Source organism: Pseudomonas sp. GL_117 (assembly GCF_057835125.1).
Window position 1 is genome coordinate 885,109 of sequence record NZ_CM174418.1, and the last position, 21,209, is coordinate 906,317.

The following is a 21,209-nucleotide window of genomic DNA, read 5'->3' on the forward strand; positions in this document are numbered from 1 at the left end:
TTAGATCGCATTACGCAGGCTGAGGTTTTCCGGGTGCGGCTGCAGGTAGGCCTGCTGTGCGATGTAGCGGTCCGGATGTTGGCGAAAGTGATGCTTGAGCAGGGTCAGCGGCACTACCAGCGGCACGATGCCGTGGCGGTATTGGCCGATGACGGTTTGCATTTCCTGTTTGTCGTCGGCGCTGATCGCCTGCTTCAGATGCCCGCTGATGTGTTGCAGCACGTTGCTGTGAGTGCCACGGGTGGCGCACTGGCTCAGGCCGGTCATCAGGTCGCTGAAATAGCAGGCGGACAATTCTTCCAGTTGCGTGCTTTTGCCCATGCTGCCGAGCAAGTGGCCGAGGCGTTTGTAGTGCGCCGGGCTATGGGCCATCAGCAGGTATTTGTAGCGCGAGTGAAAGGCCAGCAGGCGGTGGCGGGTCAGGCCGTCGGCCAGCAGCTGTTGCCAGCTGGCGTAGACGAACACGCGGGTCAGGAAGTTTTCCCGCAGCACCGGGTCATTCAGCCGACCGTCTTCTTCCACTGGCAGGTTGGGATGGCGTGAGCAGAACGCCTGGGCGTAGATGCCGCGCCCACCGCCGTCCACCGGGGTGCCGTTGGCGCGGTAGACCTTGACCCGCTCCAGGCCGCACGACGGGGATTTCTGCATGAAGATGTAACCGCACAGGTCGGTGTGTTCCAGCGCCATCTGTTGGCCGTAGTCGTTCAGCGGCTGGGTGACGTTGAGTTCGCGGTGCACCGTGCCGACGGCTTGCGGATGGGCCGGGTCGCCCACCAGGCGGATCGGTTCACGGGGGATGCCCAGGCCGATGGCGACTTCGGGGCACAGTGGCACGAAGTCGAAGTAGTCGGCGAGGGTCTGGCTGCACAGCAGGGATTGTTTATGCCCGCCGTTGAAGCGCACGTTTTCGCCGAGCAGACAGGCGCTGATGGCGATCTTGGGTTTGGTGGTGCTGGACATACGCGAACCCCGGCAAGATTCCTGTACAAGATAATGTTCTTGTACAACTAAATCTCATCATAGGTTCGATGCTGTACAAGTCAAACTTTTTGTACAAGTTATTTCCAGCCGATCTTCCAGTCCTCGGCGTTTTGCAGGGTTTGCCACGCCAGGCGCTCGGCTCGGCGGGTCAGCACGGCTTGCAGTTCGATTTCCAGCACGGTGCCTCCCTCGTCGCGAAACAGCTCGGTGACGAGGAAGTGTTTTTCTTTGTGGCGAGGCTGGGCTGCTGTCCACTTCGACAGCAGCAACTTGGCGGGGTTGATGCGGTTCATTGCAGGTGCTCGATCAAGCGTCGCGCCGCTTCCTGGCCGCTGAGCCAGGCGCCTTCCACGCGGCCGGACAAGCACCAGTCACCGCACACATACAGGCCCAGGTCGGCGTCGGCCAGCACGCCGAACTCGTGGCTGCTCGACGGTCGTGCGTAGAGCCAGCGGTGCGCCAGGCTGAACGACGGCGCAGGCATGGCGCTGTGCAGCAGTTCGGCGAAGGCGCCGTGCAGGTGTTCGATCACCGCTTCCTTGGCCAGGTCCAGGTGCGCCCGGCTCCATGCGCTGGTGGCGTGCAGCACCCAGGTGTCCTGGCTGGCGTCACGCCCTGGTTTGCTGCGGTTGCGCGCCAGCCAGTCAAGGGGGCTGTCTTGGACGAAGCAGCCTTCCATCGGTGTATCCAGGGGTTTGTCGAAAGCCAGGGCGATGGCCCAGGTCGGGTCCATCTTCACTCCGGCGGCGGCGCTGGCCAGTTTCGGCGCGGCGGCGAGCAGGGCGGTGGCCTGGGGCGCGGGCGTGGCGATGACCACGTGGCTGAACGGGCCGTGGCTGCCGCCGTCGGCATCCAGCAGGTTCCAGTGCTGTGTGCCCTGGAACACTTCGGTGATGCGGCAACCGAATTGCACCGGCAAGTCGTCGAGCAAGGCGCGGGTGATCGCGCTCATGCGCGGCGTGCCGACCCAGCGCACCTGTTCATCGGGGGAGGGTGTGAGTTGGCCGGACTTGAAGTTGTACAGCTGGGGTTTCCACTGCTCGGCCCAACCGTTGCTTTGCCAGCGTTGCACTTCGTTGACGAAGCGCCGGTCGCGGGCGGTGAAGTACTGCGCGCCCATGTCCAGTGAGCCGGCATCGCTGCGCTTGCTGGACATGCGGCCACCACTGCCGCGGCTTTTATCGAAGAGTTGTACAACGTGCCCCGCGTCTCGTAACGCTTGGGCGGCGGAGAGACCGGCAATGCCGGTGCCGATGATCGCGATGGGAACAGTCATGGGAGGCCTCGTTTTACCTTTGGGTACAGACTACGCCGACACCAATAGCTGTACAATATTGTTTTTTGGTATAAGTTTTGGCGTGCCTGTTCTTACGGCGTGGCCTATGGTTAACGTTGAGGCTACGCCCGATAGCAAATGATCCCTGCCTATAAAATAGACCAGTGATCGGCGGCGAACGTTACATGAGGAGTGTCCCATGCATATTTTGCTGACCGGCGGTACGGGTTTGATCGGCCGCCAACTCTGCCAACACTGGCTTGCCCAGGGCCATCGCCTGACCGTGTGGAGCCGTCACCCGGAACAGGTTGCCAAGGTCTGCGGCGCTCAGGTGTCGGGAGTCGGCCGCCTACAACAGGTTATCGGCCCGGTGGACGCGGTCATTAACCTCGCCGGTGCGCCCATCGCGGATCGCCCTTGGACCCACAAGCGCAAGACGTTGTTGTGGAACAGCCGGGTCGGCCTGACCGAAACCCTGCTGGCGTGGCTCGATGAGCTGACGCAAAAACCGGCGGTGCTGATCTCCGGTTCCGCCGTGGGCTGGTACGGCGACGGCGGCGAGCGTGAGTTGAGCGAAGCCAGCGGCCCGGTGCAGGACGATTTCCCCAGCCAACTGTGCATCGCCTGGGAAGAAACCGCGCAGCGCGCCGAAGCCCTGGGCATACGCGTGGTGTTGGTGCGCACGGGCCTGGTGCTGGCGGCCGAGGGCGGCTTTTTGTCGCGCCTGTTGCTGCCGTTCAAGCTGGCGCTGGGCGGGCCGATCGGCAATGGTCGGCAGTGGATGCCGTGGGTGCATATCAAGGATCAAATCGGCCTGATTGATTTTCTTCTGCACAACGCCGACGCCAGCGGTCCTTATAATGCGTGCGCGCCACACCCGGTGCGTAACCGCGAGTTCGCCAAGACCCTGGGCCAGGTGCTGCATCGCCCGGCGTTCATGCCGATGCCGGCTTTTGCGTTGAAGGTCGGTTTGGGCGAGTTGTCCGGGTTGCTGTTGGGCGGGCAGAAGGCCGTTCCGGAGCGGTTGCTGGCGGCCGGTTTCACTTTTCAGTTCACTGAGTTGCGCGCGGCCCTGGATGACTTGTCCAGCCGCCTCTAAAGATAGGATGTTGCATGACGGATCACGCGTTGTTACTGGTCAACCTGGGTTCACCGGCGTCCACCTCGGTGGCCGATGTGCGCAGCTACCTCAATCAGTTTTTGATGGACCCCTACGTGATCGACCTGCCGTGGCCGGTGCGGCGCTTGTTGGTGTCGCTGATCCTGATCAAGCGCCCCGAGCAGTCGGCCCACGCCTACGCTTCGATCTGGTGGGACGAAGGCTCGCCGCTGGTGGTGCTCAGCCGCCGCCTGCAACAACAAATGACTGCGCAATGGAGCCAAGGCCCGGTGGAATTGGCGATGCGCTACGGCGAGCCGTCGATTGAAAGCGTGCTGACCCGCCTCGCCGGCCAGGGCATCCGCAAGGTCACGCTGGCGCCGTTGTATCCGCAGTTTGCCGACAGCACCGTGACCACGGTGATCGAGGAAGCCAGGCGTGTGGTGCGCGACCACAAACTCGACGTGCAATTCTCGATTCTGCAACCGTTTTACGACCAGCCCGAATATCTCGACGCCCTGGTCGCCAGCGCGCGGCCGTACGTGGAGCAGGATTACGACCACCTGCTGCTGAGTTTCCATGGCTTGCCTGAGCGCCACCTGACCAAGCTCGACCCTACCGGCCAGCATTGCTTCAAGGATGCCGACTGTTGCAAGAACGCGTCTGCCGAGGTGCTCAAGACCTGCTATCGCGCGCAGTGCTTCAGCGTTGCCCGTGACTTTGCCGCACGCATGGGGTTGCCCGAAGACAAGTGGTCGGTGGCGTTCCAATCGCGCCTGGGCCGCGCCAAGTGGATCGAACCCTATACCGAAGCCCGCCTGGAAAGCCTGGCCCGGCAAGGCGTGAAGAAGTTGCTGGTGATGTGCCCGGCGTTCGTGGCCGACTGCATTGAGACGCTGGAGGAGATTGGTGATCGCGGGCTGGAGCAGTTCCGCGAGGCGGGGGGCGAGGAGTTGGTGCTGGTGCCGTGCCTGAATGATGATCCGCAGTGGGCGAAGGCGTTGAATACCTTGTGTGAAAAAGCACCCGTTGAGCTGTAACTGAACCTGGCGCAGTCTAAATGTGGGAGCGGGCTTGCTCGCGAATGCGGTGGATCAGTCAAATAATAAGTGACTGACATACCGCATTCGCGAGCAAGCCCGCTCCCACAGTTTTTACCGCGTTACAGATTGAGGGTCAGGCTGACCTTGAGATTGCGCGGTTCACCCGGGTTGACCCAATAGTTGCTGTAAGACCGCTCGTAGTACTTCTCATCAAACAGGTTATTGAGGTTCAGTCCTACGGTGACATTCTCTGTGGCCTTGTAATGCGCCAACACATCCACCGTGTGATACGCCGGCAGCTCAAAGCTCGTGCCCGCCTCACCGGAACGATCCCCCACATAAGTAAACGCCGCCCCCAGGTCTGATCCACGCAAGACGCCGTCCTGGAATTCATACACGCCCAACAGGCTGGCGCTGCGCTTGGCCACGCCAAGGATGCGGCTGCCGGCAGGAATGGCTGTGTCGCCTTTGGTGACTTGGGCATCGATGTAGGCAAAGGCCCCGATTACCCGTACGGCGTCCGTCGCTTGCCCGGTCAGCTGCAGGTCAAAACCCTGGCTGCGCGCCTTGCCCATGGCACGGTTGAGGTTGGTGGCCGGGTCGAGGGTGAGCACGTTTTCCTTCTCGATATGGAAGGCGGCGAGGGTGGCGCTGAGGCGGTCGTCGAACAGCTCGCTCTTGATCCCCACTTCGTAGCCCACGCCTTCTTCCGGCTTGAAGCCTTTGTTGTTGGCGTCCAGGCCGCTGTTGGGTTTGAACGAGGTGGAGGCGTTGGCGAACACGCCGACTTCTGGCGTGAGTTGGTAGAGCAGGCCGGCGCGCTGGGTAAGGGCGTCGTGGGTCTGCTTGCCCGGCGGCGCGTTGAGGGTGAAATCGTCAATGCGTTGCTCGAAATGCTCGAAACGTGCGCCGACCATGCCGCGCAGGCGCTCGGTGAAGACGATCTGGTCTTGCAGGTTCAGGGCGTGGCTTTTGGTCTGTTCGAAGAAGTCGGTGCCGCTGCGTGTGCCGTTGGGTTTTGTCTGGCCGTAGACCGGGTTGTAGAGGTCGATGGCGTAGGGGCTGCCGGCGATGGCGGTGACCCGTTCGTTCTTGCGGTAGTCCTCGTATTCGGTACCGACCAGCAGTTCGTGTTGCCAACTGCCGATGTCGAACAGGCCGCGCAGTTCCAGTTGGGTGATGCTGTCGTGCCAGCCCATGGAGCGTTCGCGGTAGCGGCGGTTGAGGGTGTGGCCATCGGCATTCAGTGCGCGGTTTTCCGAGGCGTCGCCCCACAGGCTGCCCTGTTTGTAATGGCTGGCCAGGCGCAGGCTCCAGGCGTCGTTGAGGTGATGTTCGAGGGCGGCCTGGATGCGATTGTTGTGGTTGTCGATGTCGCCGTCGTTGGGTTCGCCGAGGAAGGTTGAGCGAGATACGCCGGGGGCGACGACGATGCCGCGGTCGAAGGTGGAGCTGTGGCGCACGAATTCGCTTTCGACGAGCAGCGTGGTATCCGGGTCCAATTGCCAACTGAACGAAGGGGCGACGAATACGCGCTTGCTCTGCACGTGATCGCGGAAGCTGTGGTTGTCCTCCACCGCCAGGTTGACCCGTGACAGCACGTGGCCTTCGCTGTCCAGCGGCGTGTTGACGTCGAGGGCGGTGCGGTAGCGGTCCCAGCTGCCGGCGCTGGTTTGCAGGGTGGTGAAGGCTTCAGGCTGGGGCTTTTTGGTGACGATATTCACGGTGCCGCCGGGATCGCCGCGCCCGTACAGGCTGGCGGCGGGGCCCTTGAGCACTTCGATGCGTTCGATATTGGCCGTGTCCGGGGTGCTCGGGTAGCCACGGTTGGCGCTGAAGCCGTCCTGGTAGAACTCGGACGTGGTGAAGCCGCGCACGCTGTATTCGTAGAGCGTCAGGCCGCCGAAGTTGTTCTGCTTGGACACGCCGCCGGCAAATTCCAGGGCGCGCTCGACGTTGGTGCTGCCCAGGTCCTTGAGCACCGTGGCCGGAATCACGCTGATGGATTGTGGGATGTCGCGAAGGGCGGTGTCGGTTTTGGTCGCGCTGGCCGAACGGGTCGCTCTGTAGCCGTTGACCGGGCCTGTGGCGGACTCGTAAGCGTCGGTGGTGACGCTGATGGCATCGAGTTCCAGGGTGTTGTCTTCGGCGAAGGCGGGATCAAGCAATAGACCCAAGGCCAGGCCAGCCAGGGGGGCAATTCTTCGAGACGGCATGATAGAGCGTTCCAATGTCGATATTGAAACAATATAACATGCCTAATGAGAATGAATCGCTATGAATTGTGGGCTTGCAGGTGCCCGCGAACAGGCACCTCGCCGAGGGCGTTTATTCCTCTTCTTTCACCGGCGCCGGTGGTGGACGCAGGCCGATTTCCGCTGAGAGCTTGATCTCCTTGCCGTTGCGCATCACCAGGATCGTCACCTTGTCGGTCGGTTTGATTCGCGCCACTTGGTTCATCGACTTGCGGCCATCGCCGGCCGGTTCGCCGTCGATGCTGAGGATCACGTCGCCCAGTTGCAGGCCGGCTTTCTGTGCCGGGCCGTCACGGAAGATCCCGGCGACCACGATGCCCGGCCGCCCGGTCAGGCCAAACGATTCGGCCAGGTCCTTGGTCAGCGGCTGTACTTCAATGCCCAGCCAGCCTCGAATCACCTGGCCGTGCTCGATGATCGACTTCATCACTTCCGTCGCCAGCTTCACCGGGATCGCAAAGCCGATGCCCTGGGAGCCGCCGGACTTGGAGAAAATCGCCGTGTTGATACCGGTCAGATTGCCATTGGCATCCACCAGCGCACCGCCGGAGTTGCCAGGGTTGATCGCCGCGTCGGTCTGGATGAAGTCCTCGTAGCTGTTCAGGCCCAACTGATTGCGCCCGGTGGCACTGATGATGCCCATGGTCACCGTTTGACCCACGCCGAACGGGTTGCCGATGGCCAGCGCCACGTCACCTACACGCAGGCCGTCGGAGCGGCCCAGGGTGATGGAGGGCAGGTTCTTGAGGTCGATCTTCAACACGGCGAGGTCGGTTTCCGGGTCGCTGCCGACCACGCGGGCCAGGGTTTCGCGGCCGTCACGCAGGGCCACCACGATCTGGTCGGCGCCGGTGGTCACATGGTTGTTGGTGAGGATGTAGCCCTCCGGGCTCATGATCACGCCGGAACCCAGGCTGGATTCCATGCGGCGTTGCTTGGGCCCGTTGTCGCCGAAATAGCGGCGAAACTGCGGGTCTTCAAACAACGGGTGCGACGGTTTGTTGATGACCTTGGTGGTGTACAGGTTGACCACCGCCGGCGCGGCGATGACGACCGCGTCCGCATAGGTCACCGGGCCTTGCACCACCGCGCTGGTTTGCGGTGCCTGTTGCATGTTCACATCCAGGCTGGGCAGGCCCACCCATTGGGGATAACGCTGAATGATCAGCATCGCGATCAGCACGCCAGCCAACAATGGCCATCCAAAAAAACGCAGTGCCTTGAGCATCAAGTAAGTCCTGACAGGTTGCAGGGGGCGGGAGAGCGCCCATAATGGCGCGCATTATACGAGGCTGTGAGTGCCTTCGAACGGGATATTTAGGAGTCTTTTATGGCCGTTGCCCTGAGCACATTAGTCGACGAAGCTGACCGCTACCTGAACAGCTCCAAAATTGCCGATTATTGCCCCAATGGCCTGCAAGTCGAGGGGCGCCCGCAGGTGATGCGCATCGTCAGCGGTGTGACCGCCAGCCAGGCCCTGCTGGACGCGGCCGTCGAGGCCGGGGCCGACCTGGTGCTGGTGCACCACGGTTATTTCTGGAAAGGCGAGAACCCCTGCATTACCGGCATGAAGCAGCGGCGCCTGAAAACCCTGCTCAAGCACGATATCAGTCTGCTGGCTTATCACCTGCCGCTGGACCTGCATCCCGATGTCGGCAACAACGTGCAACTTGCCCGGCAATTGGACATCACCGTCGAAGGCCCGCTGGACCCAAGCGACGCCAAGGTCGTCGGCCTGGTCGGCTCCCTCGCCGAACCGCTGTCGCCCCGCGACTTTGCCCGCCGCGTGCAGGAAGTCATGGGCCGTGAGCCGCTGCTGATCGAAGGCAGCGAAATGATCCGTCGCGTCGGTTGGTGCACGGGGGGTGGCCAGGGTTACATCGACCATGGGATTGCGGCCGGCGTGGACCTGTTCCTCAGTGGCGAAGCCTCCGAGCAGACCTTCCACAGTGCGCGGGAAAACGACATCAGCTTCATCGCCGCCGGCCATCACGCCACCGAGCGTTACGGTGTGCAGGCGTTGGGGGATTACCTGGCGCGGCGGTTTGCGCTGGAGCACCTGTTTATCGATTGCCCGAACCCGATCTGACAAATACCGCCGAACAAATGTGGGAGCTGGCTTGCCTGCGATAGCATCACCGAGGTGCAACTGATACACCGAGGTGTCTGCATCGCAGGCAAGCCAGCTCCCACCTGTCCCGTGTTCGCAGTGGGTGATGAGCCAAACCTGGGGGCATATTCATATACCGTTTCGATCTAGCCGGCGCCCTGAATAGAAGAAGGTGCTGTGCTAGCATGCCCCGCTCGAACACGGCCCGCTGGCCGTCCACAAGATCGTTTTTCCGTGAGTAACCATGGTCGACAAACTGACGCATCTGAAACAGCTGGAGGCGGAAAGCATCCACATCATCCGCGAGGTCGCCGCCGAGTTCGATAACCCGGTGATGCTCTACTCGATCGGTAAAGACTCCGCCGTGATGCTGCATCTGGCACGCAAGGCATTCTTCCCGGGCAAGCTGCCGTTCCCGGTGATGCACGTCGACACCCAGTGGAAATTCCAGGAGATGTACAAGTTCCGCGACAAGATGGTCGAGGAGCTGGGCCTGGAGTTGATCACCCACGTCAACCCGGACGGCGTGGCGCAGGGCATCAACCCGTTTACCCACGGTAGCGCCAAGCACACCGACATCATGAAGACCGAGGGCCTCAAGCAAGCCCTGGACAAGCATGGTTTCGACGCCGCGTTCGGCGGTGCCCGTCGCGATGAAGAGAAATCCCGTGCCAAAGAGCGCGTGTACTCGTTCCGCGACAGCAAGCACCGCTGGGACCCGAAGAACCAGCGCCCCGAGCTGTGGAACGTCTACAACGGCAACGTCAACAAGGGTGAGTCGATCCGTGTGTTCCCGCTGTCCAACTGGACCGAGCTGGACATCTGGCAGTACATCTACCTGGAAGGCATCCCGATCGTGCCGCTGTACTTCGCCGCCGAGCGTGAAGTGATCGAGAAGAACGGTACGTTGATCATGATCGACGACGACCGCATCCTCGAGCACTTGTCCGACGAAGACAAAGCCCGAATCGTCAAAAAGAAAGTACGTTTCCGTACCCTTGGCTGCTACCCGTTGACGGGCGCGGTGGAGTCCGAAGCCGAGACGCTGACGGACATCATTCAGGAAATGCTCCTGACGCGAACTTCCGAGCGCCAGGGCCGTGTCATCGACCACGATGGCGCAGGCTCGATGGAAGACAAAAAACGTCAGGGGTACTTCTAAGCTTCGAGTTACAAGCGGCAAGCTGCAAGTTAAGGGCGGTATGCGTAATTTTGTAGCTTGGTGCTTGCAGCCGGTTGTTGCGAGCCGCGATTGAGTGACTCGTAATGGATTTCGAGAAGTTGGTTGTTTGGCAGAGAAGCAAGAGTTTAGCGGTGGGAATCTATCGAGAATTTGCGCAGTGTCGGGATCTGGGTTTCAAGGATCAGATTACCCGCTCAGCGCTTTCAGTGCCCTCCAACATTGCTGAAGGCATGGAGCGTTGCAGTGCCAAAGAAAAGATCCGTTTTCTTTGGATTGCGAAGGCTTCTTGTGGAGAGTTGCGTACACAGATTCTCATCGGTAGTGACATTGCCTACATCGCCCAGCCGCTGGCTGATAACTGGATTACAGAAACTCGCGAGCTGGCAAAAATGCTCTGCGGTCTGATTAACAAAATTTCTGACTAGCTGTACGCCGACAAGCTTGCCGCTTGAAGCTTACAGCTTGGAGCTTGAACCCAATGAGCCATCAATCTGATTTGATCAGCGAGGACATCCTCGCCTACCTGGGCCAGCACGAGCGCAAGGAAATGTTGCGCTTCCTGACCTGCGGCAACGTCGATGACGGCAAGAGCACCCTGATCGGGCGCCTGCTGCACGACTCCAAGATGATCTACGAAGATCACCTGGAAGCCATCACCCGCGATTCGAAGAAAGTCGGCACCACCGGCGACGACATCGACCTGGCGTTGCTGGTCGACGGCCTGCAGGCCGAGCGTGAGCAGGGCATCACCATCGATGTGGCCTACCGCTACTTCTCCACCGCCAAGCGCAAATTCATCATTGCCGACACCCCTGGCCATGAGCAGTACACCCGCAACATGGCCACTGGCGCGTCCACCTGTGACCTGGCGATCATCCTGATCGACGCCCGCTACGGCGTGCAGACCCAGACCCGTCGCCACAGCTATATCGCTTCGCTGCTGGGCATCAAGCACATCGTGATTGCCGTCAACAAGATGGACATCAATGGCTTTGACCAAAGCGTGTTCGAGTCGATCAAGGCCGATTACCTGAAGTTTGCCGAAGGTATCGCGTTCAAGCCGAGCACCATGGCGTTCGTGCCGATGTCGGCGCTCAAGGGCGACAACGTGGTGAACAAGAGCGAGCGTTCGCCTTGGTACACCGGGCAGTCGCTGATGGAGATCCTCGAGACCGTCGAGATCGCCAACGACCGCAACTACACCGACCTGCGTTTCCCGGTGCAGTACGTCAACCGTCCGAACCTGAATTTCCGCGGTTTCGCCGGCACCCTGGCCAGCGGCATCGTGCACAAGGGCGACGAAGTCGTGGTGCTGCCGTCGGGCAAGAGCAGCCGCGTCAAATCCATCGTCACCTTTGAAGGTGAACTGGAACACGCAGGCCCAGGCCAGGCCGTGACCCTGACCATGGAAGACGAGATCGACATCTCCCGTGGCGACCTGCTGGTGCATGCCGACAACGTGCCGCAAGTGACCGACGCCTTCGACGCCATGCTGGTGTGGATGGCCGAAGAACCGATGCTGCCGGGCAAGAAATACGACATCAAGCGCGCCACCAGCTACGTGCCGGGTTCCATCACCAGCATCGTGCACCGCGTGGACGTGAACACCCTGGCCGAAGGCCCGGCGAGTTCGCTGCAACTGAACGAGATTGGCCGGGTCAAGGTCAGCCTCGATGCCGCCATCGCCCTGGACGGTTACGACAGCAACCGCACCACCGGTGCGTTCATCGTCATCGACCGCCTGACCAACGGCACTGTGGCCGCGGGCATGATCATCGCGCCGCCAGTGAGCCACGGCAGTTCGGCGCAGCACGGCAAGCTGGCCCATGTAGCCACTGAAGAGCGCGCCCAGCGCTTTGGCCAGCAACCGGCGACCGTGCTGTTCAGCGGCCTGTCGGGTGCGGGCAAGAGCACCCTGGCCTATGCGGTTGAGCGCAAGCTGTTCGACATGGGCCGTGCAGTGTTTGTACTGGATGGCCAGAACCTGCGCCACGACCTGAACAAGGGGTTGCCGCAGGACCGTGCCGGTCGCACCGAGAACTGGCGTCGTGCCGCTCACGTGGCGCGTCAGTTCAACGAAGCCGGCCTGTTGACCCTGGCTGCGTTCGTTGCGCCGGATGCCGAAGGGCGTGAGGCGGCCAAGGCGCTGATCGGCGCCGACCGTTTGTTGACCGTCTATGTGCAAGCGTCGCCGCTGGCGTGCGCCGAGCGTGATCCGCAAGGCCTGTACGCTGCCGGTGGGGATAACATCCCGGGCGAATCTTTCCCGTACGACGTGCCGTTGAATGCCGATCTGGTGATCGACACCCAGGCGTTGTCGGTGGATGAGAGCGTCAAGCAAGTGCTGGAGCTGTTGCGTCAGCGCGGCGCGATCTAAAGATCGTCGCTACAAAAAAGCCCGCCACCGAGTCATCGGTGGCGGGCTTTTTTGTGGAGGGCTTGAAAACAACTCGGTCAAATGTGGGAGCGGGCTTGCTCGCGAAAGCGGTGTGTCAGCCAGCACATCTGTTTCTGATACACCGCTTTCGCGAGCAAGCCCGCTCCCACATTTTGATCAGTGTTTGCCTGGGAATTGTGTGTGCAGTTTTTCCAGCAGTTGGTCTTTTTCTTCCCATAGCTGGTTGATCCAGCCCTGGAAGGCCGTCCGGTACTCCCCGTCCTGCTCATAATTCTTGCCAATGAACTCGGCCGGGATCTGCACCTCTTCAAACTGCACCACAACGTCCTGCACATTCCCGCACAGCAAATCCCAATAACCAGGGCGCCCGGCCGGGTAGTGAATGGTCACATTGACCAATGACTTCAACTGCTCCCCCATCGCATCCAGCACAAACGCAATGCCACCGGCCTTGGGCTTGAGCAGATAGCGGAACGGCGATTTCTGCTGCGCATGCTTGCCCGGGGTAAACCGCGTGCCTTCAGCAAAGTTGAAAATACCCACCGGGTTGTCGCGAAACTTCGCACAGGTCTTGCGGGTGGTTTCCAGGTCCTTGCCTTTCTTTTCCGGGTGCTTCTCCAGGTATGCCTTGCTGTAGCGCTTCATGAACGGAAAGCCCAAGGCCCACCACGCCAGACCGATCACCGGGACCCAGATCAGCTCCTGCTTGAGGAAGAACTTCAGTGGGCGAATGCGCCGATTGAGCACGTACTGCAACACCATGATGTCGACCCAGCTCTGGTGATTGCTGGTCACCAAATACGAGTGCTGGTAGTCCAGGCCTTCCAGGCCGCTCAGGTGCCAGCGTGTGCGACGAACCAGATTCATCCAGCCTTTGTTGTTGGTGACCCAGGCTTCGTGGGTGTGGTTCATCAGCCATTCGCTGAAGCGCTTGGCGAACGGCAGCGCCTTGAACAGGGCCACGATAAACAGGAACGAACACAACAGAATGGTGTTCAGCGCCAACAACAGCGACGCGATCACCCCGCGCACGGCGGCAGGTAGGAAAGCCAGCATTTAAATATCCATAGGTCGGTTGGCGGCTTGGATCGCAGTCAGTGCGATGGTGTACACGATGTCGTCCACCTGGGCGCCACGTGGCAGGTCGTTGACCGGTTTGCGCAGGCCCTGGAGCATCGGCCCCAGGCTCACGCAGTCGGCGCTGCGTTGCACGGCCTTGTGGGTGGTGTTGCCGGTGTTGAGATCAGGGAACACGAACACCGTGGCCTTGCCGGCGACCTGGCTGTTGGGGGCCAATTGCCGCGCAACGTTTTCGTTGGCGGCGGCGTCGTACTGCAGCGGGCCGTCGATCAGCAGCGAGCTTTGCTGCTCGTGGGCGAGCAGGGTGGCTTCGCGGACTTTTTCGACTTCTTCACCGCTGGCCGAATCACCGCTGGAATAGCTGATCATCGCCACGCGCGGCGTAATCCCGAACGCGGCGGCCGAGTCGGCACTTTGCAGGGCGATTTCCGCCAGTTCCGCCGCACTCGGGTGCGGGTTCATCACGCAGTCGCCGTACACCAGCACCTGCTCGGGGAACAGCATGAAGAACACCGACGACACCAGGGTGCAGCCCGGCGCGGTCTTGATCAGTTGCAGGGCAGGGCGGATGGTGTTGGCGGTGGAGTGGATGACGCCGGAGACCAGGCCATCCACTTCATCCAGCGCGAGCATCATGGTGGCGATCACCACGGTGTCTTCCAGTTGCTGCTCGGCCATCGGCGCATTGAGGCTCTTGCTCTTGCGCAGGGCCACCATGGGTTCGACGTAGCGTTGGCGGATCAGGTCCGGGTCGAGGATCTCCAGGCCCTCGGGCAATTCGATGCCCTGGGCGCGGGCGACGGCTTCCACGTCCGCCGGTTTGGCCAGCAGCACGCAGCGCGCAATCCCGCGGGCCTGGCAAATCGCGGCGGCCTGCACGGTCAGCGGTTCGCTGCCTTCGGGCAGCACGATGCGCTTGTTGGCCGCCTGGGCGCGCTGGATCAGTTGGTAGCGGAACACCGCCGGCGACAGGCGCATCTCCCGTGGCGTGCCGCAGCGTTGGTGCAGCCAGCGCGCATCAAGGTGGCTGGCGACGAAATCGGTGATGATCTCCGCGCGTTCGCGGTCATCGATGGGGATTTCTTTGTTGAGGCTATTGAGCTGGTTGGCGGTGTCGTAGGAGCCGGTGCTCACCGACAACACTGGCAGCCCGGCCTGGAATGCGCCACGGCACAGATCCATGATGCGCGGGTCGGGCAGGGTGTCGCTGGTCAGCAGCAGGCCGGCCAGGGGCACGCCGTTGATCGCGGCCAGGCTGACGGCGAGGATGATGTCGTCGCGGTCGCCGGGAGTCACCACCAGCACGCCGGGCTTGAGCAGTTCTACGGTGTTACGCATGGTGCGCGCGCAGATGATGATCTTGGTCATGCGCCGGCTTTCGTAGTCGCCGGCGTTGAGGATCTGTGCGCCCATCAGGTCGGCCACGTCGCGGGTGCGCGGGGCGTTGAGTTCCGGTTGGTAGGGAATGCAGCCGAGCAGGCGAAAGTCGCCGCTGCGCAGTAACGGTGAGTGTTCTTTCAGGCGGGCGGAGAAGGCTTCCATGCTTTCGTCGGTGCGCACCTTGTTGAGGATCACGCCGAGGACTTTCGGGTCTTTCGGGCCGCCGAACAGTTGGGCCTGCAATTCCACGCGGCCGGAAAGTTCGGTGAGCACTTCGTTTTCCGGGGCCGAGACCAGGATCACTTCGGCATCCAGGCTCTTGGCCAGGTGCAGGTTGACCCGCGCCGCATAGCTGGCGCTGCGGGTCGGCACCATGCCTTCGACGATCAGTACGTCCTTGCCGACTGCGGCCTGCTGGTAGAGGGTGATGATTTCTTCGAGCAACTCGTCGAGTTGGCCGTCGCCGAGCATGCGCTCGACATGGGCCAGGCCCAAGGGTTGTGGCGGTTTGAGGCCGTGGGTGCGTGCCACCAGTTCGGTGGAGCGCTCGGGGCCGGTGTCGCCGGGGTGCGGCTGGGCAATCGGCTTGAAGAACCCGACTTTCAGCCCGGCCCGCTCAAGGGTACGCACCAGCCCAAGGCTGATGGAGGTCAGACCCACACCAAAATCGGTGGGCGCGATAAAAAAAGTCTGCATGCGGATTCTCTGGAGGTGCATGGCTTGGGTGGCGCTCTATGGCTGAGCGTCTACCGCGAATCAGGTGCCAAGGTTATCGTTATTCGCGTGCTTGCGCACACCAGCCGCAGGCAAAGGGCTGGCCTATTTTTTCCAGGCGTTGCGCGGGGTCCAGGACCCAGGCGCGGGTTTGCCAGGGCGGCTGGTGGCGCAGGTGTTGGGTGTGGCCGCAGGAGAGCTCGGCGACCCAGTGTTGGTCGTCGTCCAGATGAAAACCGATGACCGTCGAGTCGCGTGTGCGACCCCGTCTGTCCGGGTTGTGTTCGCTTTCGGGCAAATCCTTGTTTAGACTTGTCCGTTCTTCATTCTTATGCAAAAGGTCTCGCCCCATGACGATCGCCGCTAACAAGGCTGTCTCCATCGACTATACCCTGACCAACGACGCTGGTGAGGTCATCGACAGCTCCGCCGGCGGCGCGCCGCTGGTCTACCTGCAAGGCGCAGGTAACATCATCCCAGGCCTGGAAAAGGCTCTGGAAGGCAAGAGCGTCGGTGACGAACTGACCGTTGCCGTAGAACCTGAAGATGCTTATGGCGAGTACTCGGCCGAACTGGTCAGCACCCTGAGCCGCAGCATGTTCGAAGGCGTTGACGAGCTGGAAGTGGGCATGCAGTTCCACGCTTCCGCGCCGGACGGCCAAATGCAGATCGTGACCATCCGTGATCTGGACGGCGACGACGTTACCGTTGACGGCAACCACCCGCTGGCTGGCCAGCGCCTGAACTTCCAAGTGAAGATCGTTGCCATCCGCGACGCTTCCCAGGAAGAAGTGGCTCACGGCCACGTCCACGGTGAAGGCGGTCACCAGCACTGATCGATGTATTGATCAGCTGCTAGCAAAACGCCCCGACCTGTTCGGGGCGTTTTTTTTGTGCCCGTATTTTGTGGCGGCCGGGCTTTTGTAGTGAGCGGGCTTGCCCCGCGCTGGGTGGCGAAGCCGCCCCAAATCCAATCACCTCGGTCTCTCTGAAACACCGCGGCGGACCGTTTGGGGCGGCGTCGCCACCCAGCGCGGGCAAGCCCGCTCATACATGGACGCCCCCAGTATGCCAAGCTCTCAAATCGTGAAAACGCAGACGGGATAAGGTTGCAGCCATACATCCGGACTTTAAGTGAGGCTGTACCTCTGTCCCTGATGGAATTCGCTGATCGGGTTCTTATCACTACAACGCGCTCGAAGCGCTGTGAGCGGAGCAGAATTACCCGATCCCGGTCCTACCTGTCTTGCCATCACGTTATGATCGCCTGAGCAACCTTGGAAGTATTCCTTTCCAATGCATCACTGCCTTTGTTCAACCGCCCCGACTACGCCCCTGTTACATCTGGGGTGTAGTCGAGGCGGAACCTGCTGCCGTGGGCCAATAATGCCCAGGCTATTCGAACCGTTTTATTCGCCTGTGCCACAACCGCGACGTTAGTGTTACGACGCGCCAATAACCCCTTCAACCAATCCGCTGAAGGGTCTGTCTTACTTTCCACCACGCGAACGACTGACCTAGCGCCATGAACCAGCAAGGTGCGTAAATAGCCATCTCCCCGCTTGCTGATCCCCAATAATGTGGGCTTTCCTCCGCTGGAGTGTTGTCGCGGCACCAACCCGAGCCAGGCCGCCATTTGCCGGCCATTAGCGAAGTTTTTTGCGTCCCCCACCGACGCCACCAGAGCTGTCGCGGTGAGTGGTCCCACTCCTGGCATTTCTGCCAAGCGGCAACTGGCCTCGTTGGCGCGATGCCATTGTTGGATCTCTCGCTCCAACTCAACGACTTGTCGGTCCAGCTCTTTTAGATGTTCGTGCAAGCGCTGCATCAGTTGACGAAAAGATCCAGGAAGGTCGTTTTCATAATCTTCCAAAATGCCTGGCAAACGCTCGTTGATATGCCTGATTCCTTGTGGCAAGACCACGCCAAACTCAGCAAGAAGCCCGCGAATCGAATTAGCTTGCGCCGTCCGGGCTTTTACAAAACCTTGGCGCGCACGATGTACGGCAAGGATGGCTTGTTGCTCAACCGTTTTAACTGGCACAAAGCGCATATTGGGTCGAGTGACGGCTTCACAGATTGCCTCTGCATCGGCCGCATCATTCTTGTTCGACTTCACATAGGGTTTCACAAATTGCGGCGCCATCAGCTTGACCGTATGGCCAAGAGAATGCAGCTTTCTTGCCCAATAATGAGCGCCACCGCAGGCCTCCATGCCAATCAAACACGGTTCTAGCGTGGCAAAAAAAGGCACAACCTGCTCACGTTTAAGCTGTTTCTTCAGCGCCGTCTTGCCTTGTTCGTCGATGGCGTGAAGTTGAAACACTGCTTTTGCCAAGTCAATCGAAACAGTCGTAAGCTTCATGTGGACGCTCCCTTCCGTTAAGTGTGGGTAACACTTTCACTTTGGCACATAGATGCCGTTAGGAAGGGGGCGTCCATTCCATTACTACAAGTATTTTCGGGCGCAAACAAAAATGCCCCGGACCTTTCGGTACGGGGCATTTCTTAACTGTTGCGTAACCTGGGTTACGCGGCAGTTGTTACCACTTAGGCTGCTGCAGCGACGTTCAGAGCCTTGATGTGGCCATTCAGACGGCTCTTATGACGAGCGGCCTTGTTCTTGTGGATGATGCCTTTATCGGCCATACGGTCGATAACTGGCACAGCCAGAACGTAAGCTGCTTGAGCTTTTTCAGCGTCTTTGGTGTCGATGGCTTTAACTACATTCTTGATGTAGGTACGAACCATGGAACGCAGGCTGGCGTTGTGGCTGCGACGCTTCTCAGCCTGTTTTGCACGTTTTTTGGCGGAAGGTGTGTTGGCCACCGTCGAGCTCCTCGAAAGACTTTTTAGGAAATAGCAAACAAAATAGGCCGCGAATCATGCCGATGAGTTGATTGGTTGTCAAGGGCGGTTGATGCGAACTGCTGAGTGGTCGATCTGAAGAGGCGGGTGATTTATTTCCGGCGCTTGACCTGTAAACTCGCGAGCTTTGGCTCTGTGCTGTTTTGCAGGCGCGCAGTATCGCATAAGTAGGCGCGTTGTTCGCCTGCTGTTTATCTAATAGGCGCAAACTCTTTCAATGAACCTCCTCAAATCGTTGGCCGCCGTCAGCTCCATCACCATGATTTCCCGGGTTCTGGGCTTTGTGCGTGACACTCTGCTGGCCCGCATTTTTGGCGCAAGCATGGCCACGGATGCCTTCTTTATTGCCTTCAAACTGCCCAACCTGCTGCGGCGGATCTTCGCCGAGGGCGCATTTTCCCAGGCGTTCGTGCCGATCCTGGCTGAATACAAGACCCAACAAGGCGAGGAGGCGACCCGCACCTTCATTGCCTACGTCTCCGGTCTGCTGACCCTGGTGCTGATGCTGGTGACCATCCTTGGCATGCTCGCTGCGCCCTGGGTGATCTGGGCCACGGCCCCCGGTTTTGCCAACACCCCGGAAAAATTCACGCTGACCACCGACCTGTTGCGGGTGACCTTTCCTTATATATTGCTGATTTCCCTGTCATCCCTGGCCGGGGCAATCCTCAACACCTGGAACCGCTTCTCGGTGCCGGCGTTCGTGCCGACCCTGCTGAACGTCAGCATGATCATCTTCGCGCTGTTCCTGACGCCGTACTTCGATCCGCCGGTCATGGCCCTGGGCTGGGCCGTACTGGCTGGTGGCCTGGCGCAATTGCTCTACCAACTGCCGCACCTGAAAAAGATCGGCATGCTCGTACTGCCGCGTCTCAACCTCAAGGACGCCGGCGTCTGGCGTGTGATGCGCAATATGTTGCCGGCGATCCTCGGCGTATCGGTCAGTCAGATTTCCCTGATCATCAACACCGCATTTGCTTCGCTGCTGGTCTCGGGGTCGGTGTCGTGGATGTACTACGCCGACCGTCTGATGGAATTGCCGTCCGGCGTGCTCGGCGTGGCCTTGGGCACTATCTTGCTGCCGACGCTGGCGCGCACCTATGCCAGCAAGGATCGTCAGGAATATTCACGTATCCTCGATTGGGGGCTGCGCCTGTGCTTTGTGCTGGTGCTGCCATGCTCCCTGGCGCTTGGCATCCTGGCCGAGCCGCTGACGGTGTCGCTGTTCCAGTACGGGCAGTTCGATGCCCATGACGCCCTGATGACCCAGCATGCGTTGATCGCCTACTCCGTCGGCCTGCTTGGCATCATCGTGATCAAGGTGCTGGCACCGGGCTTCTATGCCCAGCAGAACATTCGCACGCCGGTGAAGATCGCGATCTTCACGCTGATCGTCACGCAACTGCTCAACCTGGTGTTTATCGGCCCGTTGGCCCACGCCGGGCTGGCTCTGGCCATCAGTGCGGGGGCATGCATCAACGCCGGCCTGCTGTTTTATCAACTGCGCAAGCAGCAGATGTTCCAGCCGCAGCCGGGCTGGGGCATGTTTGCCCTGAAACTGCTGGTGGCGGTCGCGGCGATGTCGGCGGTATTGCTGGGCCTGATGCACTTCATGCCCGCCTGGGACCAGGGCCACATGCTGGAGCGCTTCATGCGCCTGGGTGTGCTGGTGGTCGCGGGGGTGGTGGTGTACTTCGGGATGTTGCTGTTGCAAGGCTTCCGCCTGCGGGATTTCAATCGCAAGTCGATCAGTTAGAGCGTTTGCGGCGATAAAACCATTGTTTTATCGATTCGATCCATTTGGCCTGTTCTGTTGCCTGTCGTCCGGGGCCGGGTGTGGTTATAATCGACCACTTTATGAGCAAGAAGCGCGTTATGCAGCTGGTTCGAGGTCTCCACAACCTGCGCCCCCGGCATCGGGGCTGCGTCGCCACTATTGGCAACTTTGACGGTGTTCACCGTGGCCACCAGGCTATCCTGGCCAGGCTGCGCGAGCGTGCGGTCGAGTTGGGCGTACCCAGCTGCGTGGTGATTTTTGAGCCACAGCCGCGGGAATACTTTACTCCCGAGACCGCTCCGGCGCGTCTGGCGCGCCTGCGCGACAAACTGCAACTGCTGGCCGAAGAAGGCGTGGACCGCGTCCTCTGCCTGGCCTTCAACCAGCGTTTGCAGAGCCTCAGCGCCGCCGAGTTCGTCGACCGTATCCTGGTCGATGGCCTGGGCGTACAGCACCTGGAGGTCGGCGACGACTTCCGTTTTGGTTGCGACCGCGTCGGTGATTTCGATTTCCTGCAACACGCAGGCGTCAACCAGGGGTTTACCGTCGAAGCCGCGCAAACCGTCGAACTCGATGGCCTGCGCGTGAGCAGCACCCAGGTGCGTAACGCCCTGGCCGCTGCCGACTTCGCCTTGGCCGAGCGTCTGCTCGGTCGCCCGTTCCGCATTGCCGGGCGGGTACTGCACGGCCAGAAGCTGGCGCGCCAACTGGGCACGCCAACCGCCAACGTGCAACTCAAGCGCCGTCGTGTGCCGCTCACCGGGGTATACCTGGTCAGTGTCGACATCGACGGCCAACCGTGGCCGGGAGTCGCCAACATAGGCGTCAGGCCCACGGTTGCAGGTGATGGCAAGGCCCACCTGGAAGTTCATCTTTTGGATTTTGCCGGTGATCTGTATGACCGGCGTTTGACGGTGGTTTTCCACCAGAAGCTGCGTGAAGAGCAGCGTTTCGCCTCCCTTGAGGCGTTGAAAACGGCGATCAATGCGGATGTCGCCGCCGCCCGTGCACTAGCCGCACCTAGCGCCCATCGCTAACCGAAGAG

Annotated in this window: 19 protein-coding genes; 9 read left to right on the top strand and 10 right to left on the bottom strand. The window is 60.7% G+C overall.

What is annotated here, in order from left to right; genetic code table 11:
• The 3 genes from AC3ISR_RS03810 to AC3ISR_RS03820 all read right to left on the bottom strand — a co-directional run bounded on the left by AC3ISR_RS03810 (window position 1) and on the right by AC3ISR_RS03820 (window position 2,257).
• The gene (locus AC3ISR_RS03810) at window positions 1-960 is read right to left on the bottom strand and encodes a YbgA family protein (protein ID WP_192297769.1); all 960 of its coding nucleotides are present in this window, start codon (window positions 958-960) and stop codon (window positions 1-3) included.
• A gap of 98 nt (window positions 961-1,058) precedes the next feature.
• Window positions 1,059-1,274, bottom strand: a complete 216-nt coding sequence (locus AC3ISR_RS03815; RefSeq protein ID WP_463984581.1) for a TIGR02450 family Trp-rich protein — start codon at window positions 1,272-1,274, stop codon at window positions 1,059-1,061.
• Window positions 1,271-2,257, bottom strand: a complete 987-nt coding sequence (locus tag AC3ISR_RS03820) for an NAD(P)/FAD-dependent oxidoreductase (RefSeq protein ID WP_226456536.1) — start codon at window positions 2,255-2,257, stop codon at window positions 1,271-1,273. The genes AC3ISR_RS03815 and AC3ISR_RS03820 overlap by 4 nt, the downstream gene beginning before the upstream one ends.
• A 199-nt stretch (window positions 2,258-2,456) precedes the next feature.
• On the opposite strand from AC3ISR_RS03820, the gene AC3ISR_RS03825 reads away from it, so the two are divergent.
• Both AC3ISR_RS03825 and hemH read left to right on the top strand, forming a co-directional pair.
• On the top strand, window positions 2,457-3,356 hold the full coding sequence (locus AC3ISR_RS03825; protein WP_192297766.1) for a TIGR01777 family oxidoreductase: 900 nt from the start codon (window positions 2,457-2,459) through the stop codon (window positions 3,354-3,356).
• 14 nt (window positions 3,357-3,370) lie between these two features.
• Entirely contained in the window at window positions 3,371-4,396 is a 1,026-nt protein-coding gene (hemH, locus tag AC3ISR_RS03830) for a ferrochelatase (RefSeq protein ID WP_226456534.1), read from the top strand.
• A 122-nt stretch (window positions 4,397-4,518) separates the two neighbouring features.
• On the opposite strand, the gene AC3ISR_RS03835 is transcribed toward hemH, so the two are convergent.
• Window positions 4,519-6,615 (bottom strand): TonB-dependent siderophore receptor, encoded by a 2,097-nt coding sequence (locus AC3ISR_RS03835; protein ID WP_489324581.1) that lies wholly within the window; start codon window positions 6,613-6,615, stop codon window positions 4,519-4,521.
• A 112-nt stretch (window positions 6,616-6,727) separates the two neighbouring features.
• The gene (gene algW / locus AC3ISR_RS03840; RefSeq protein WP_192297763.1) at window positions 6,728-7,882 is read right to left on the bottom strand and encodes a Do family serine endopeptidase AlgW; all 1,155 of its coding nucleotides are present in this window, start codon (window positions 7,880-7,882) and stop codon (window positions 6,728-6,730) included.
• Between the two features lie 102 nt (window positions 7,883-7,984).
• On the opposite strand from algW, the gene AC3ISR_RS03845 reads away from it, so the two are divergent.
• From AC3ISR_RS03845 to cysN, 4 genes are all read left to right on the top strand, one after another.
• On the top strand, window positions 7,985-8,743 hold the full coding sequence (locus AC3ISR_RS03845) for a Nif3-like dinuclear metal center hexameric protein (protein WP_192297762.1): 759 nt from the start codon (window positions 7,985-7,987) through the stop codon (window positions 8,741-8,743).
• Between the two features lie 265 nt (window positions 8,744-9,008).
• Complete coding sequence (cysD, locus tag AC3ISR_RS03850; RefSeq protein WP_017735179.1) at window positions 9,009-9,926, top strand: sulfate adenylyltransferase subunit CysD; 918 nt, start codon at window positions 9,009-9,011, stop codon at window positions 9,924-9,926.
• A gap of 104 nt (window positions 9,927-10,030) precedes the next feature.
• On the top strand, window positions 10,031-10,372 hold the full coding sequence (locus AC3ISR_RS03855; protein WP_463984583.1) for a four helix bundle protein: 342 nt from the start codon (window positions 10,031-10,033) through the stop codon (window positions 10,370-10,372).
• A gap of 53 nt (window positions 10,373-10,425) precedes the next feature.
• The gene (cysN, locus tag AC3ISR_RS03860) at window positions 10,426-12,324 is read left to right on the top strand and encodes a sulfate adenylyltransferase subunit CysN (RefSeq protein WP_192297761.1); all 1,899 of its coding nucleotides are present in this window, start codon (window positions 10,426-10,428) and stop codon (window positions 12,322-12,324) included.
• Window positions 12,325-12,501: 177 nt separating this feature from the next.
• Here cysN and yihG read toward each other — a convergent pair whose 3' ends face one another.
• The 3 genes from yihG to AC3ISR_RS03875 all read right to left on the bottom strand — a co-directional run bounded on the left by yihG (window position 12,502) and on the right by AC3ISR_RS03875 (window position 15,871).
• Window positions 12,502-13,401 carry a 1-acylglycerol-3-phosphate O-acyltransferase, YihG family gene (yihG, locus tag AC3ISR_RS03865; protein WP_463984584.1) on the bottom strand — a complete coding sequence of 300 codons (900 nt, stop codon included), beginning with the start codon at window positions 13,399-13,401 and terminating at the stop codon, window positions 12,502-12,504.
• Window positions 13,402-15,501: a phosphate acetyltransferase gene (gene pta / locus AC3ISR_RS03870; protein WP_192297759.1), complete on the bottom strand. Its 2,100-nt coding sequence runs from the start codon at window positions 15,499-15,501 to the stop codon at window positions 13,402-13,404.
• 79 nt (window positions 15,502-15,580) lie between these two features.
• On the bottom strand, window positions 15,581-15,871 hold the full coding sequence (locus tag AC3ISR_RS03875) for a DUF3565 domain-containing protein (protein WP_192297842.1): 291 nt from the start codon (window positions 15,869-15,871) through the stop codon (window positions 15,581-15,583).
• On the opposite strand from AC3ISR_RS03875, the gene AC3ISR_RS03880 reads away from it, so the two are divergent.
• Entirely contained in the window at window positions 15,870-16,355 is a 486-nt protein-coding gene (locus AC3ISR_RS03880; protein ID WP_017737905.1) for an FKBP-type peptidyl-prolyl cis-trans isomerase, read from the top strand. The genes AC3ISR_RS03875 and AC3ISR_RS03880 overlap by 2 nt on opposite strands.
• A gap of 491 nt (window positions 16,356-16,846) precedes the next feature.
• Here AC3ISR_RS03880 and AC3ISR_RS03885 read toward each other — a convergent pair whose 3' ends face one another.
• Both AC3ISR_RS03885 and rpsT read right to left on the bottom strand, forming a co-directional pair.
• Window positions 16,847-17,884, bottom strand: coding sequence for an IS110 family RNA-guided transposase (locus AC3ISR_RS03885; protein ID WP_489324582.1), 1,038 nt, complete (start codon window positions 17,882-17,884; stop codon window positions 16,847-16,849).
• A gap of 185 nt (window positions 17,885-18,069) precedes the next feature.
• A complete protein-coding gene (rpsT, locus tag AC3ISR_RS03890) occupies window positions 18,070-18,348 on the bottom strand; it encodes a 30S ribosomal protein S20 (protein ID WP_003171647.1) in 279 nt (92 codons plus the stop codon).
• A gap of 256 nt (window positions 18,349-18,604) precedes the next feature.
• Here rpsT and murJ point away from each other — a divergent pair, with 256 nt between their 5' ends.
• Entirely contained in the window at window positions 18,605-20,143 is a 1,539-nt protein-coding gene (gene murJ, locus AC3ISR_RS03895) for a murein biosynthesis integral membrane protein MurJ (protein WP_463983205.1), read from the top strand.
• Between the two features lie 119 nt (window positions 20,144-20,262).
• A complete protein-coding gene (gene ribF / locus AC3ISR_RS03900; RefSeq protein WP_192297757.1) occupies window positions 20,263-21,201 on the top strand; it encodes a bifunctional riboflavin kinase/FAD synthetase in 939 nt (312 codons plus the stop codon).
• Window positions 21,202-21,209: the final 8 nt, after the last annotated feature.

Bases quoted from the DNA above. Each gene is read 5' to 3' on its own strand.
- AC3ISR_RS03810 (WP_192297769.1), bottom strand. From the start codon at position 960: ATGTCCAGCACCACCAAACCCAAGATCGCCATCAGCGCCTGTCTGCTC.
- AC3ISR_RS03815 (WP_463984581.1), bottom strand. From the start codon at position 1,274: ATGAACCGCATCAACCCCGCCAAGTTGCTGCTGTCGAAGTGGACAGCA.
- AC3ISR_RS03820 (WP_226456536.1), bottom strand. From the start codon at position 2,257: ATGACTGTTCCCATCGCGATCATCGGCACCGGCATTGCCGGTCTCTCC.
- AC3ISR_RS03825 (WP_192297766.1), top strand. From the start codon at position 2,457: ATGCATATTTTGCTGACCGGCGGTACGGGTTTGATCGGCCGCCAACTC.
- hemH (WP_226456534.1), top strand. From the start codon at position 3,371: ATGACGGATCACGCGTTGTTACTGGTCAACCTGGGTTCACCGGCGTCC.
- AC3ISR_RS03835 (WP_489324581.1), bottom strand. From the start codon at position 6,615: ATGCCGTCTCGAAGAATTGCCCCCCTGGCTGGCCTGGCCTTGGGTCTA.
- algW (WP_192297763.1), bottom strand. From the start codon at position 7,882: ATGCTCAAGGCACTGCGTTTTTTTGGATGGCCATTGTTGGCTGGCGTG.
- AC3ISR_RS03845 (WP_192297762.1), top strand. From the start codon at position 7,985: ATGGCCGTTGCCCTGAGCACATTAGTCGACGAAGCTGACCGCTACCTG.
- cysD (WP_017735179.1), top strand. From the start codon at position 9,009: ATGGTCGACAAACTGACGCATCTGAAACAGCTGGAGGCGGAAAGCATC.
- AC3ISR_RS03855 (WP_463984583.1), top strand. From the start codon at position 10,031: ATGGATTTCGAGAAGTTGGTTGTTTGGCAGAGAAGCAAGAGTTTAGCG.
- cysN (WP_192297761.1), top strand. From the start codon at position 10,426: ATGAGCCATCAATCTGATTTGATCAGCGAGGACATCCTCGCCTACCTG.
- yihG (WP_463984584.1), bottom strand. From the start codon at position 13,401: ATGCTGGCTTTCCTACCTGCCGCCGTGCGCGGGGTGATCGCGTCGCTG.
- pta (WP_192297759.1), bottom strand. From the start codon at position 15,501: ATGCAGACTTTTTTTATCGCGCCCACCGATTTTGGTGTGGGTCTGACC.
- AC3ISR_RS03880 (WP_017737905.1), top strand. From the start codon at position 15,870: ATGACGATCGCCGCTAACAAGGCTGTCTCCATCGACTATACCCTGACC.
- AC3ISR_RS03875 (WP_192297842.1), bottom strand. From the start codon at position 15,871: ATGGGGCGAGACCTTTTGCATAAGAATGAAGAACGGACAAGTCTAAAC.
- AC3ISR_RS03885 (WP_489324582.1), bottom strand. From the start codon at position 17,884: ATGAAGCTTACGACTGTTTCGATTGACTTGGCAAAAGCAGTGTTTCAA.
- murJ (WP_463983205.1), top strand. From the start codon at position 18,605: ATGAACCTCCTCAAATCGTTGGCCGCCGTCAGCTCCATCACCATGATT.
- ribF (WP_192297757.1), top strand. From the start codon at position 20,263: ATGCAGCTGGTTCGAGGTCTCCACAACCTGCGCCCCCGGCATCGGGGC.